Genomic DNA, 13,103 nt, shown 5'->3' on the forward strand with positions numbered 1-13,103 from the left:
CCGTAACCAGTCGTCCGCCAGCGGATCGAAAGTCAAAGCTCGGCAAGCGAACACCGCCGGATGTTTTCACTTCTTGAACCCAGTAGGGTCCATCGGCACACTTTTCCGCTCACCTGAGCGGGTTGCACGCTCGCCTGTTTTCGATCGATGAACGATCAAGGGGTGGCACGGAGTGCCACCCCTTGGAGAAGTGCAGCCGCCCAAGATCCGCTCACCTGAGCGCCACCCCTATCAAAGGTGGTGAGAATCACGCTTCCACACCCGGCCGGATTTCACCATGCGGACGGACATCGGACGGACCTCGGACATGTCCCGGGACCGAAACGCGGACGTCACACGCCCAGCGCGAGCAGCCGCTCCTCGACCCGCTCCGGCGCGTACAGGTACTCCACGACCAGCGCGCCCGCCCCCACCAGACCGGCCCGCTCGCCGAGTCGTGAAGTGAGCACGTGCAGATGAGCGGTGGAGCGCGGCAGCGCCCGCTGGTACAGCAGCTCCCGTACGCCCGTGAGGAAGGAGGTGCCGGCCAGGTCTCCCGCGATCATCAGCACCCCGGGGTTGAGGAGCGTCACCACGGTCGCCAGGACGTCCCCGACCTGCCGTCCCGCCTCGCGGGCGAACGCGGCCGCTCCCGGGTGCCCCGACGCCAGCAGGTCCCGTACGTCCGAGCCGGACGCCGCCGGAACCCCGGTCTCGGCCAGCCTCCGCGCCACGGCGCCACCGCTGGCGACGGCGGCGAGACAGCCGTAGGACCCGCATCGGCACAGTGCCTGCGCGCCCGCCGGGATGCGGATGTGGCCGATGTCGCCGGCGCCGCCGTCGATCCCCCGGAAGATGGAGCCGCCGACGACGACTCCGGCGCCGATACCGGTCGAGACCTTGACCAGGACGAAGGCCGAGCAGTCGGGGTGGCCGGTGCGCTGTTCGCCGTAGGCCATGAGGTTGGCGTCGTTGTCGACCAGGACCGGGACCCGGGGGGCGCCGGTGTGTTCCGTGAAGGCGCGGGCCAGGCGGCCTCTTATGTCGTAGCCGTCCCAGCCGGGCATCATCGGCGGCTGGACGACCCGGCCGGTGTCGGTGTCGACCGGGCCGGGGACCGCGAGACCGATCCCGCAGACCTCGGACGCCCGGTGTCCGGCCTTCTCCAGCAACTCGGCGAACCAGCGGCCGAGTTCACCCAGTACGACGTCGGGGCCGTCCTCGACGGCCAGCGTGCCGCCGTGCTCCGCGAGGATCTCGCCGGTGAGCGAGAGGACGCACGCGCGCGCGTGGCGGGTGTCCAGGTCCGCCGCGAGGACCACGGCGTGGGCGTCGTCGAATTCGAGGGTGATGGAAGGTCTGCCGCCCAGTGGGGAGTCCACGGGGCCGCCCGCGCCCTCGCGCAGCCAGCCCGCGCGGAAGAGCCGGTCCAGGCGCTGGCCGACGGTCGCGCGGGAGAGTCCGGTCACCTGTTGGAGGGCGCCTCGGGTCGTGGCGCGCCCGGTGCGCACCAGTTCGAGCAGATCTCCGGCGCTCCCTTGACCTCTTCCCGTCATGCGCACCCCCTTGTGTTTCTCAACCCTGCATTACATATTGAGTTTTGCGTGTTAAATAGACGTAACCCTACGGTAGCCATGACCGAACCGGTCGGCACGACGTGTTTCGTGGAGTCCCGAGTGGATCGCACTGCCCAGCTCACAGCCCTCCCGGTGGAGCACCACCTCGTATACGATCCACCGTCCTTGTCAGGTTCGCTGCACCTCAGAGCGGCTGCCGTACTCGAAGGGAACTGGACGGGAACCTCAACGGTCCCCTCCCGTGGTCTGTATCCGCACCAGTGGTCCTGGGACTCCGCGTTCATCGCGATCGGGCTGCGGCACCTCTCGCCGCTGCGGGCCCAGACGGAGCTGGAGACGCTGCTCGCCGCCCAGTGGGGCGACGGCCGGATCCCGCACATCGTCTTCAACCCCTCCGTACCGCTCGACGCGTACTTCCCGAGCCCCGACTTCTGGCGCTCCTCGACCGCTGGGCACACCGCGGGCGCCCCGCGCACCGTACAGACCTCGGGCATCGTGCAGCCACCGGTGCACGCGCTCGCCGCCTGGCTGGTGCACTGCGCGGACCCGGGCCTCTCCCGCGCACGCGGCTTCCTGGCGGGCGTCTACCCCCGGCTGGCCGCCTGGCACCGCTATCTGCTGCACCGGCGCGACCTGGGCGGAGGCGGACTCGCGTCCGTCGTGCACCCCTGGGAGCAGGGCATGGACAACAGCCCCTGCTGGGACGCCCCCCTCGCACGAGTGACCCCCGCACCGGCCCGCTCCTTCCGCCGCGCCGACCTCGACCACGGGGCCGCCGAGGACCGGCCCACGGACCTCGACTACGGCCGTTACGTGCGGCTCGCGACGGACTACCGGGACGGCCACTACGCCGACGGGACAAGCGAGTTCGCGGTGGAGGACCCCTCCTTCAACGCCCTCCTCATCGCCTCCGAGCACGCACTGGCCCGGATCGCACGGGAGTTGGGCGCGACCGGCACGGCCCGCCACGCGCGCGCGGAGCGGCTGACGGGGGTGCTGATCGAGCGGCTGTGGGACCCGGCGGAGGGCATGTTCTTCTGCCGTGACGTCCGGGGCGGGGGACTGATCCCCGAGCGCAGCGTCTCCGGTCTGATCCCGCTCCTCCTCCCCGATCTGCCCCGGGACATCGCCGCGGCCCTGGTCCGTACGGCGTCCGGCCCGCACTTCGGGCTCGGCGAGAGCACCCGACTCCCGCCCAGCTACGACCTGTCGGGCGAGGCCTTCGACCCGCACCGGTACTGGCGCGGCCCGGCCTGGTTCAACACCGGCTGGCTGCTGGAGCGCGGCCTGCGGCTGCACGGCGAGCGGACGCGGGCGGACGCGCTGCGCGAGGCCGTCCTGGAGACGGCCGCCGCCACCGACTTCGCCGAGTACGTCGACCCGTACGACGGCGAGGCGTGCGGCGCGACCGGCTTCAGCTGGACCGCCGCACTGACCCTCGATCTGCTTCACGAGCCCCCCGGGCACGGCGTGTCCGGCACGGGCCTCGGCACGTTCGACATGAGTGGCACAGAAGTGAACGGCAAGGCAGTCAAGGTCGCCAAGAGAGTCAAGGGAGGGGACCGGGGATGACGGACCGGCATCATCTGCTCGTGCACGGCGGGACGTTCGCAGCCGTGGGCGACGGCGGGGACATCAGCGGCGTACGGGGCGGCAGTTCCCCGGACGGGTTATTCGTACGGGACGCCCGGCACCTGAGCCGCTGGCAGTTGACGGTCGACGGCGCGGTGCCGGAGGCACTGACACCGGTGGCCGACGGGGACATGGCGCGCTGTGTCCTGGTCCCGCGCGGGGGCCGCCAGGAGCCGCCCGCGCACACGCTCTTCCGTGAACAGGCCGTCGGCGACGGCTCGTTCGTCGAGTCGCTGAAGGTGACCAGCAACCGGCCGGTGCCGACCACGGTCCGGCTCGCGGTCACCGCGGACGCCGACTTCACCGACCAGTTCGAACTCCGCTCCGACTACCGCACCTACGCCAAGACCGGGGCCACCCGCTCCCGCCAAGTCCTCGACGACGGCGTGGAGTTCGCCTACCAGCGCGGCGAATGGCGCTCCTGTACGACGGTCACGGCCGAGCCCGCCCCCGACGGCGTCGAGGAGACCGGCACCGGAGCCCGCCGCATGGTGTGGACCCTGGACCTCGAACCGCACGGCACCGCCGAGCTGGCCCTGCGGGTGATGGCCCGCCCGCACGGCGACAAGCGGGCCCTGCGGGTACCGCGCTCACCGTCCGCCCTGAACGAGCAACTCCTCGCGCTGGAGGGCGAGTACGTCCAGGGCGTCTCCTTCCCCACCGGCTGGCCGGAGCTGGCCGCCGCCTGCGCCCGGGGCCTGTCGGACCTGGCCTCGCTCCAGGTCCCGGCGACGGGCCTCGACGGCGAGGAGCTGCGCGTACCAGCGGCGGGGGCTCCGTGGTTCTTGACCCTGCTGGGCAGGGACGCGCTCCTGACGTCCCTCTTCGCGCTCCCCTACCGCCCCCAACTCGCCGCCGCCACACTGCCTGCGCTCGCCGCGACGCAGGCGACGGCGGTGGGTCCGGAGTCTGTCTCCCAGCCCGGCAAGATCGTGCACGAGGTGCGGCACGGCGAGCTGGCGCACTTCGGGCAGGTGCCGTACGGGCGTTACTACGGTTCGGTCGACGCGACCCCGCTGTTCCTGGTGCTGCTCGGCGCGTACGTCGAGCAGACCGGCGACACGGCGCTCGCCCGGCGGCTGGAGTCCAACGCCCGCGCGGCGGTGGGCTGGATGCTCGACCACGGCGGCCTGACCTCGCGCGGCTACCTGGTCTACCGCGCCGACCAGGGCGGCCTGGCCAACCAGAACTGGAAGGACTCCCCCGGCGCCATCTGCGGGGCCGACGGCACCCGCGCAAGCGGTCCCGTGATGGCGGCGGGGGCCCAGGGGTACGCGTACGACGCGCTGCGCCGTACCGCGTGGGTGGCGCGGACGGTGTGGGAGGACGAGACGTACGCGGCCCTCCTGGAGCAGGCGGCGGCCGATCTGCGGGACCGTTTCCAACAGGACTTCTGGATGCGGGACCACTCCTTCCCGGCGCTGGCGCTGGACGGGGAGGGCCGCCAGGTCGACGCGCTGGCGTCCGACGCGGGCCATCTCCTCTGGTCGGGCCTCCTCGACAAGGAGTACGGCGAACTCGTCGGCCGCAGGCTCCTGGAGCCGGACTTCTTCTCCGGCTGGGGCGTCCGCACGCTCGCCTCCGGGCAGGCGGCGTACCACCCGCTGTCGTACCACCGGGGTTCGGTCTGGCCGCACGACAACGCCCTGATCACGCTGGGCCTGGCCCGCTACGGCCTGCACGACGAGGCCCGTACGGTCGCGCACGCGCTGGTCGACGCGGCGACGGCGGCCGGCCACCGGCTCCCGGAGGTCCTCGCGGGCTACGGCCGCGACACCCACCCGGAGCCGGTTCCGTACCCGCACGCGTGCGTGCGGGAGTCCAGGTCGGCGGCGGCTCCGCTGGCGCTGCTCACGGCGGTAGGAGGCGCGTGACGCAACAGTGATAAGCCGTTTGCCGGGTGTTTGCCCAGTTCCGTGAACGGGCGCATGAGGCAACTCGTACGGAATGACGGCGGCCCTGCCTCCCCAGCGAGGGTCTGGCCTGCCAGGTCCCAAGGGGCCGCCACTCCGACTACGGGCTCCTCATGGAAGGACCTTCGGGTTGCCTCAGCACACGAGCACACGCCAGTCACCGAACACGGCCGGGGCAGCCGATGGCCAGGTTCCGCCGCCGGACATCGACGGCGACGTCAGCGACGGCGTCGACATCGACGTGGACGTGGACACCATGGACACGGAGCCGATACCGGGCGACGCGACAGCGATACCGGGCGAGGCCGGGGCCGAGCGAGTCGTAGAAGCTCCGGCCGAGACCGGGAAGGTCGTAGAAACTCCTGCTGAGGCGTCGGCGAAGGCGGCGACCGAAACCGGGGCCGAGACGGTGGAGCCCCCGGCGGCCGAGGCCACGGACACCGAAGCCGACAGCTCCGAGGTCCCGGGCTCCGGCGCTGCCGAGCGGGCCACCGCCTCGGACCTGGAACCCGCGGGCGTCGCCGCAGCCGACCCCGACGCCGCCGCCGAGTACGAAGCCGCCCCCGCCCCCGAGGTCACCGCGAACGGAGCCGACACCGCCCCCGAGACCGCCGACTCTGACGCCGAAGTCGCTGAAGCCGCCGAAGCCGCCGCCGAGGCCTCGACCGCCACGGAACCCGAAGCCGACGCCGACCCCGAGGTCACCACCCCCGAAGCCGCCGCCGATGCCGAAGCTTCCACCGACGCCGAGGCTGAGGCCCCCGCCCCCGAACCCCCCGCCCCGGACCACACCCCCACCACCACCCCCCGCCCCACCCGCCCAGGCCCCCGCGCCTGGAGTAGTCGGCTCGGTCTGCGGGGGCGTATCCGAGGGTGGCGGGAGAAGCATCCCGGCGCCGCTCGCGTCGTGTCCTGGACCGTCACCGTGCTCGCCGCCGCCATCGTCTACGTCTGCCTGCAGATGCCGACGACCCTGAACAGCCTGAAGCCCGCCGAGTTCATGCGGCTGCCGGCGGAGGCGATCCTGGGGGCCGTCGTCCTGATGAGCCTGCCGCGCCGGCCGCGGATCGTGCTGGCGGCGTTCTCCGGTGCGCTGACCGCCGTCGTGGCGATCCTGAACATGCTCGACATGGGCTTCAACGAATACCTGGGCCGGGGCTTCAACGTCGTCCTGGACTGGAGCCTGTTCGGCGACGCCCGCGGCTATCTCGTGGACACGCTCGGCGGGACGGTCACGTCCGCCGTCACGGTCGGTGTCATCCTCTTCGTCCTGCTGCTGATCGTGCTGGTCGCGCTGGCCACGGTCCGGCTCAGCAACCTGCTGGCCGGTCACAAGGCCCAGGCGTCCCGGGGCGCGCTCATCGCCGGCACGGTCTGGATCACCTGCACGGCCTTCGGCCTCCAGGTCTCCGGTGTGCCGCTCGCCGCGGACCACACCGCCGCGATCCTCAAGCTCCGCACCGTGGCGATCCGCAACACCCTGCGCGACGAGGCAGAGTTCAAGAAAGTCGCCAAGGTCGACGCCTTCGGCAACACCCCGGGCAGCCAGCTCGTCCCCGACCTGCGCGGCAAGGACATGATCTTCACCTTCATCGAGAGCTACGGCCGCAGCGCGATCGAGGACCCGATCATGGCGCCCGGTGTCGACGAGACCCTCGCCGCCGACACCGAGGCCCTGTCGAAGGCCGGTTTCGCGGCGAAGAGCGGCTGGCTGACCTCGGCGACCTACGGCGGCAGCAGCTGGCTCGGCCACTCGACGACCATGTCGGGACTGTGGGTCAACAACCAGCAGCGCTACCGCACGGTGATGGCCAGCGACCACCTGAGCCTGACCGACGCCTTCAAGAAGACCGGCGACTTCGACACCATCGGTGTGATGCCGGGCGTGCAGAAGGGCTGGCCGGAGCAGAGCTTCTACGGCCTCGACAAGGTCTACAACGCCTTCCAACTGGGCTACAAGGGACCGAAGTTCAGCTGGTCGACGATGCCCGACCAGTACACCCTTGAGCAGTTCCAGAAGCGGGTGCACAGCAAGCCGCGCACCGACGGCAAGTCGCTCATGTCGATGATCATCCTGACGTCGAGCCACCAGCCGTGGGCGCCGATCCCGAAGCTCGTCCCGTGGGACCGGCTGGGCAACGGTTCGATCTTCGACGCGATCGAGAAGGCCGGCAACAAGGCCTCCGACGTCATCGCCGACACCACCAAGTCCCGCCAGGAGTACGGCAAGTCGATCCAGTACTCGGTGAACTCCCTCACCCAGTGGCTGGAGCGCTACGGCAACAAGAACACCGTGCTGGTCTTCCTCGGCGACCACCAGCCGATCGCCCGGGTCAGCGGCAACCACGCCAGCCGCGACGTGCCGATCTCGATCGTCGCCAAGGATCCCAAGGTCCTTGCGAAGATCGACAGTTGGAACTGGACGGACGGCCTGCGCCCCGCGCACGACGCCCCGGTGTGGAAGATGAGCGCCTTCCGCGACAAGTTCCTCACGGCGTACGGCTCTACACCCCACCCGAAGACGAACTAGCCGCCCGAGGTGTCGAGTTCGGCGTCCTCGCCGATCCCCGCGCAGTCGTACGGGTCCTTCAGCCAACCGTCGGGCAGCACCACCCTGTTGTTGCCCGACGTACGGCCGCGGGGCCCGTCGGCGCCGGCCGGCCAGGGCTGGTCGAGGTCCAACTCGTCGAGGCCGGAGCGGAGTTCGGTGAGGGACGAGGTGATGGCGAGGCGCTTGCGCATCTCACTGCCGACCGCGAAGCCCTTGAGGTACCAGGCGACGTGCTTGCGGAAGTCGATGACCCCGCGCGCCTCGTCGCCGATCCACTCGCCGAGCAGGGTCGCGTGCCGCACCATGATGTCGGCGACCTCGCGCAACGAGGGCTTCAGACCGCATCCATCAGTGCCTCCGGCACGGGCCTGTTCACGTCCCTCGAAGGCCGCCACGAGGTCCGCGAACAGCCACGGGCGCCCCAGGCAGCCGCGCCCGACCACGACCCCGTCGCACCCGGTCTCCCGCACCATCCGCACCGCGTCCTGCGCCGACCAGATGTCGCCGTTGCCGAGCACGGGGATCTCCGGCACATGCTCCTTCAGCCGGGCGATGGCGTCCCAGTCGGCGGTGCCGCCGTAGTGCTGGGCGGCGGTGCGGCCGTGCAGCGCGATGGAGGTGACGCCCTCCTCGACGGCGATGCGGCCGGCGTCGAGGAAGGTGATGTGGTCGTCGTCGATGCCCTTGCGCATCTTCATGGTGACGGGCAGGTCGCCGGCGCCGCTGACGGCCTCCTTGAGGATCGCCCGCAGCAGGTTCCGCTTGTACGGCAGCGCGGAGCCGCCGCCCTTGCGGGTGACCTTCGGTACCGGGCAGCCGAAGTTGAGGTCGATGTGGTCGGCGAGGTCCTCCTCCGCGATCATGCGGACGGCCTTGCCGACGGTCGCGGGGTCCACGCCGTACAGCTGGATCGAGCGCGGCTTCTCGGTCGCGTCGAAGTGGACCAGCTGCATGGTCTTCTCGTTGCGCTCGACCAGCGCCCGGGTCGTGATCATCTCGCTGACGAACAGGCCCTTGCCCCCGCTGAACTCCCGGCACAGGGTGCGGAAGGGCGCGTTGGTGATCCCGGCCATGGGGGCCAGGACGACGGGCGGCGAGACGGTGTGCGGGCCGATCTGCAGGGGGGGCGCAGTCGGCGACACGGGCGAGGCGACGGGCGTGGACATTGCTCCATTGTGGCGTACCGGCAGAGATCATGTATCGGTAATTAGTTAGACGCACTATCGAGTTTCGCGTACGATGGTTCGCATGCCCGAGCTCAGCCACCGTCGCCGCATGCTGGTGCTCGCGATCTGCTGCATGAGTCTGCTGATCGTGAGCCTGGACGTCACCATCCTGAACGTCGCGCTGCCCGCGATGCAGACCGATCTCCACGCGAGCACCTCCGGTCTGCAGTGGACGATCGACGCGTACACCCTCGTCCTCGCCTCCCTGCTGATGCTGGCGGGCTCCACGGCAGACCGGATCGGCCGCAAGCGGGTCTTCGTCGTCGGCCTGGTGGTCTTCAGCGTGGGCTCCCTGCTCTGCTCGCTCGCGCCCGACCTGAACGCGCTCATCTGGTTCCGCATGATCCAGGCGGTCGGCGGTTCGATGCTCAACCCGGTCGCCATGTCGATCATCACCAACACCTTCACCGAGCCGCGCGAGCGCGCCCGTGCCATCGGCGTGTGGGGCGCGGTCGTCGGCATATCGATGGCCGCCGGACCGCTGATCGGCGGACTGCTCGTGGACTCGGTCGGCTGGCGCTCGATCTTCTGGATCAACCTGCCGGTGGGCATGGCCGCGCTGCTGCTCACGCTGAAGTTCATCCCGGAGTCGCGCGCGCCCAAGCCCCGCCGTGCCGACCCGGTCGGCCAGCTCCTGGTGATCGCGCTGTTCGGCTCGCTGACGTACGCGATCATCGAGGCACCGGACTCGGGTTTCACCGCGATCCTGCCCTTCGCGGCGCTCGCGCTGGTCGCCCTGGTCGGCCTCGTCTGGTACGAGCCGCGCCGCGACGAACCCCTCATCGACCTGCGCTTCTTCCGCTCCGCGCCGTTCAGCGGGGCCACGGGGATCGCCATCAGCGCGTTCTCGGCGCTGGGCGGCTTCCTGTTCCTGTCCACGCTGTATCTGCAGAACGTGGTCGGTCTGGACGCGTTGCACGCCGGCCTGTGGATGCTGCCGATGGCGGTCCCGACGTTCCTGTGCGCGCCGATCTCCGGACGGCTGGTCGGCAGTCGCGGACCCCGAATACCCCTTCTGATCGCGGGTTCCGCGATGACCGTGAGCGCGCTGCTGTTCGCCGGGTTCGAGGCGGAGACGTCGAACGTCTCGCGCTTCATCGGGTACTTGCTCTTCGGCATCGGCTTCGGCTTCGTGAACGCGCCGATCACCAACACGGCGGTCTCCGGGATGCCGCGCGCACAGGCGGGAGTCGCGGCGGCCGTCGCCTCCACGAGCCGGCAGCTCGGCCAGACCCTCGGCGTCGCGGTGGTCGGCGCGGTGCTGGCCTCCGGGGTCGGATCGTCGTCGTACAAGGACACGTTCGTGTCGGCGGCGCGGCCCGGCTGGTGGATTCTCGTGGCCTGCGGTCTGGCCGTGCTGATCCTGGGCGCGGTGACCAGCGGCGCCTGGGCCCGGCGAACCGCCGAGCGCACGGCCGAGAAGCTGTCCTCCGTCGAGGTGCGCGAGGCGGCCGGGATCATCGCGTAGCCCACCGGGACGGCCGAACATCCCGCAGACACCGGCGAGTTGATCCGCCGGAAGCCGGTCCGGCCCGCCACTCCGATCTCCGGACCAAGCACGCCCGCGCGTTGGGTCTCGAGGCACCGAACTTCGAGACCCTGAGCAACCCGAGGTTCAACAGGCCGGGACACCCGAGGCCTGGACGCGGCGGAGGCGGCCCGGCCTCACTTCTCCAGCGCGATCGCGTGCAGTCTCTCCAGCCGTTGCCTCGACTCCTCGTCCGCCGGGGCGTAGGTCACCATCCGCGGGCCCCTCGACGGGCCCAGCCACAGGTCGGTGTGGTCGACCGTGAGGCGGCCGACGTGGGCGTTGCGGAACTCCTTGCGGCGCGGGCTGGCGCCCATCACCTCGTGGCGGTCCCAGACCTCGCGGAACTCGGGGGACGTGTGCAGCCGCTTGAGCAGGGTCTTCCAGGTGGGGTCGGCAAGATGGTCGGCCATCGAACCCCGGAAGCGGGCGGCCATGAGCCGCTGGGTCTTCTCCAGGTGCACGATCGAGGAGCGCCACTCCTGGTGCGTGTAGGAGAGGATCATGCAGTTGCGGTCCTCGGGCGGCACCGCGTCCATGTCGCAGAGCAGCATCCCGTAGGTGCGGTTGTAGGCGAGGATGTCGTACCGCGCGTTCTGGAGGCAGGCCGGGATGGGGTCGAGCTGGTCCAGCATCGCCTGGAGGGCGGGCGTGACGACCGGGCAGACGGTGGCCGGCTGCGGATCGGTCGCGTCGGCCAGCTGGAAGAGGTGGCTGCGCTCGCTGCGGTCCAGCAGCAGGGTGCGGGCGAGTGCGTCGAGGACCTGTACGGAGACCTGGATGTCCCGGGCCTGTTCGAGCCACGTGTACCAGGTGACGCCGACCGCGGCGAGCTGCGCGACCTCCTCGCGGCGCAGCCCCGGCGTACGGCGCCGGGTGCCGCGCGGCAGGCCGACCTGCTCGGGGGTGATGTGCTCGCGGCGGTGGCGCAGGAACGCGGCGAGTTCATGGCGCCGGACCGTCGAAGCGGTCTGCGGAGAAGCGGTCTGCGGAGCCGCCGTTCGCGCCGTCCCTGTCGCTGTCGCCGTTTCCTGTGCCATGGTCGTCATCACCCCAGTCTGCCGCCGCGCGGACCCTGTTTCCAGGTAGTCCTGCTACCAGGATAAGGACACTCTGGTACCAGTCTGGCGGAGGGAGCAGGCTCGTCGGCGTGACCGAAACCATCGCTTCCCGCACCGTCCGATCCCCGGCGGCGCCACCCGTGCTCGGCGGCCTCGGCCTGTTCACGGTGCTGCTGGCCGCGGCGCTGCCCCTCATCGACTTCTTCATCGTCAACGTGGCCCTGCCGACCATCGGCAGGGACCTCTCGGCGAGCGAGGCCGTCCTCGAACTCGTCGTCGCCGGCTACGGAGTCTCGTACGCCGTGCTGCTCGTCCTCGGCGGCCGGCTCGGCGACCTGTTCGGGCGCCGCCGGCTCTTCCTGGGCGGGATGGCCGCCTTCGGCGTGACCTCGCTGGCCTGCGGCCTCGCGCCCACCGCGTGGACACTGGTCGCCGCGCGGATCGCGCAGGGCGCGGCCTCCGCCGCGATGCTCCCGCAGGTCCTCGCCACCATCCAGGCCGCGACCCAGGGCGCGCGCCGCGCCAAGGCGATGGGCCTGTACGGCGCGACGGCCGGCCTCGCCATGGTGGCCGGGCAGATCCTCGGCGGGGTCCTGGTCGCCGCCGACATAGCCGGTACCGGCTGGCGCGCGGTGTTCCTGGTGAACGTGCCGGTGGTCGTCGTCGGACTGGTGCTGGCCGCCAAGGTCGTACCGGAGACGCACTCCCCGCATCCGGAGCCGGTGGACGTGCCCGGCACCTTCCTGCTGGCCGCGTCGCTGCTGGCGCTGCTGGTGCCGCTGACCGAGGGCCGGGCGGCGGGCTGGCCGCTGTGGACGTGGCTGTCGCTGGCCGCGTTCCCGGGGATCGTGTCCGCGTTCTACGCGGTGGAGCGCAGGGCGGACCGGCAGGGCCGTACGCCGCTGGTGCCGCCGAGTCTGCTGGCGCTGACCTCGCTGCGGCGGGGGTTGATGATCGTCCTGCCGCTGTCGATCGGCTTCAGCGGCTTCATGTTCGTGATCGCGGTGGCGCTGCAGCGCGGCGCGGACCTGGGCCCGGTCGCGGCGGGCCTGGCGCTCGCCCCGATGGCCGTGGCGTTCTTCCTGGTCTCGCTCGCCGGGCCGCGCCTGGTGACCCGGTACGGCACCCGGGTCGTGGCGGCGGGTTCGGTCGTGCAGGGGGTGGGCGTGGGGCTGATCGTGCTGGCCGCATGGCGCTCCTGGCCGGACCTCGGCTTCGTCGAACTGCTGCCGGGGATGGCGGTCGCGGGCGTCGGTCAGGCGCTCCAACTGCCCATCATCTTCCGGATCATCCTGTCCGAGGTGCCGCCCGCCCGGGCCGGTGTGGGAGCCGGCGTGATGGTGACCACCCAGCAGTCGGCGCTGGCGCTGGGCGTGGCCACGCTCGGCACGCTGTTCCTGTCGCTGATTCCGGGCATGGGCATGCGGGACGCCCTGGTGACCACGCTGTTGGTGCAGCTGGCGGGTGTGGTGCTGACCGGGCTGCTGAGCCTGCGACTGCCGCGCGCGATCGGCTGAAAGCCGGACGAACCGCCGGACGTCATGTTCACAGCTTGGACAACTCGCCGTGAATTGCGCCCCGTTGATGTTGGTCTTGCTGCACACTCCTTGCCGGAGACTCCTGAGCGGAGGCGAGG

At 71.0% G+C, this 13,103-nt stretch carries 8 protein-coding genes; 5 read left to right on the top strand and 3 right to left on the bottom strand.

The annotated features are described in order from the left end of the window. Positions 1 to 332 precede the first annotated feature (332 nt). Positions 333 to 1,535: an ROK family protein gene (locus tag ACWDEW_RS05545; RefSeq protein WP_450509891.1), complete on the bottom strand. Its 1,203-nt coding sequence runs from the start codon at positions 1,533 to 1,535 to the stop codon at positions 333 to 335. A gap of 120 nt (positions 1,536 to 1,655) precedes the next feature. On the opposite strand from ACWDEW_RS05545, the gene ACWDEW_RS05550 reads away from it, so the two are divergent. The 3 genes from ACWDEW_RS05550 to ACWDEW_RS05560 all read left to right on the top strand — a co-directional run bounded on the left by ACWDEW_RS05550 (position 1,656) and on the right by ACWDEW_RS05560 (position 7,631). Further along, the gene (locus ACWDEW_RS05550; protein ID WP_450509892.1) at positions 1,656 to 3,128 is read left to right on the top strand and encodes an MGH1-like glycoside hydrolase domain-containing protein; all 1,473 of its coding nucleotides are present in this window, start codon (positions 1,656 to 1,658) and stop codon (positions 3,126 to 3,128) included. Further along, positions 3,125 to 5,062: an amylo-alpha-1,6-glucosidase gene (locus ACWDEW_RS05555; RefSeq protein WP_450509894.1), complete on the top strand. Its 1,938-nt coding sequence runs from the start codon at positions 3,125 to 3,127 to the stop codon at positions 5,060 to 5,062. Before ACWDEW_RS05550 ends, ACWDEW_RS05555 begins: the two co-directional genes overlap by 4 nt. A 964-nt stretch (positions 5,063 to 6,026) precedes the next feature. After that, on the top strand, positions 6,027 to 7,631 hold the full coding sequence (locus ACWDEW_RS05560; RefSeq protein WP_450510163.1) for a sulfatase-like hydrolase/transferase: 1,605 nt from the start codon (positions 6,027 to 6,029) through the stop codon (positions 7,629 to 7,631). On the opposite strand, the gene dusB is transcribed toward ACWDEW_RS05560, so the two are convergent. Then, complete coding sequence (gene dusB / locus ACWDEW_RS05565; protein WP_450509896.1) at positions 7,628 to 8,818, bottom strand: tRNA dihydrouridine synthase DusB; 1,191 nt, start codon at positions 8,816 to 8,818, stop codon at positions 7,628 to 7,630. The two genes, ACWDEW_RS05560 and dusB, sit on opposite strands and share 4 nt — an antisense overlap. 82 nt (positions 8,819 to 8,900) lie before the next feature. Here dusB and ACWDEW_RS05570 point away from each other — a divergent pair, with 82 nt between their 5' ends. Further along, positions 8,901 to 10,346 (top strand): MFS transporter, encoded by a 1,446-nt coding sequence (locus ACWDEW_RS05570; RefSeq protein WP_450509898.1) that lies wholly within the window; start codon positions 8,901 to 8,903, stop codon positions 10,344 to 10,346. A 197-nt stretch (positions 10,347 to 10,543) separates the two neighbouring features. Here ACWDEW_RS05570 and ACWDEW_RS05575 read toward each other — a convergent pair whose 3' ends face one another. Continuing rightward, positions 10,544 to 11,455: a helix-turn-helix transcriptional regulator gene (locus ACWDEW_RS05575; RefSeq protein WP_450509900.1), complete on the bottom strand. Its 912-nt coding sequence runs from the start codon at positions 11,453 to 11,455 to the stop codon at positions 10,544 to 10,546. Positions 11,456 to 11,556: 101 nt separating this feature from the next. Between ACWDEW_RS05575 and ACWDEW_RS05580 the strand changes: the two genes are divergently transcribed. Beyond that, entirely contained in the window at positions 11,557 to 12,984 is a 1,428-nt protein-coding gene (locus tag ACWDEW_RS05580; RefSeq protein ID WP_450509902.1) for an MFS transporter, read from the top strand. The last annotated feature ends 119 nt before the right edge of the window (positions 12,985 to 13,103 follow it).

The sequence above is a fragment of the Streptomyces sp. NPDC001100 genome (assembly GCF_053598575.1).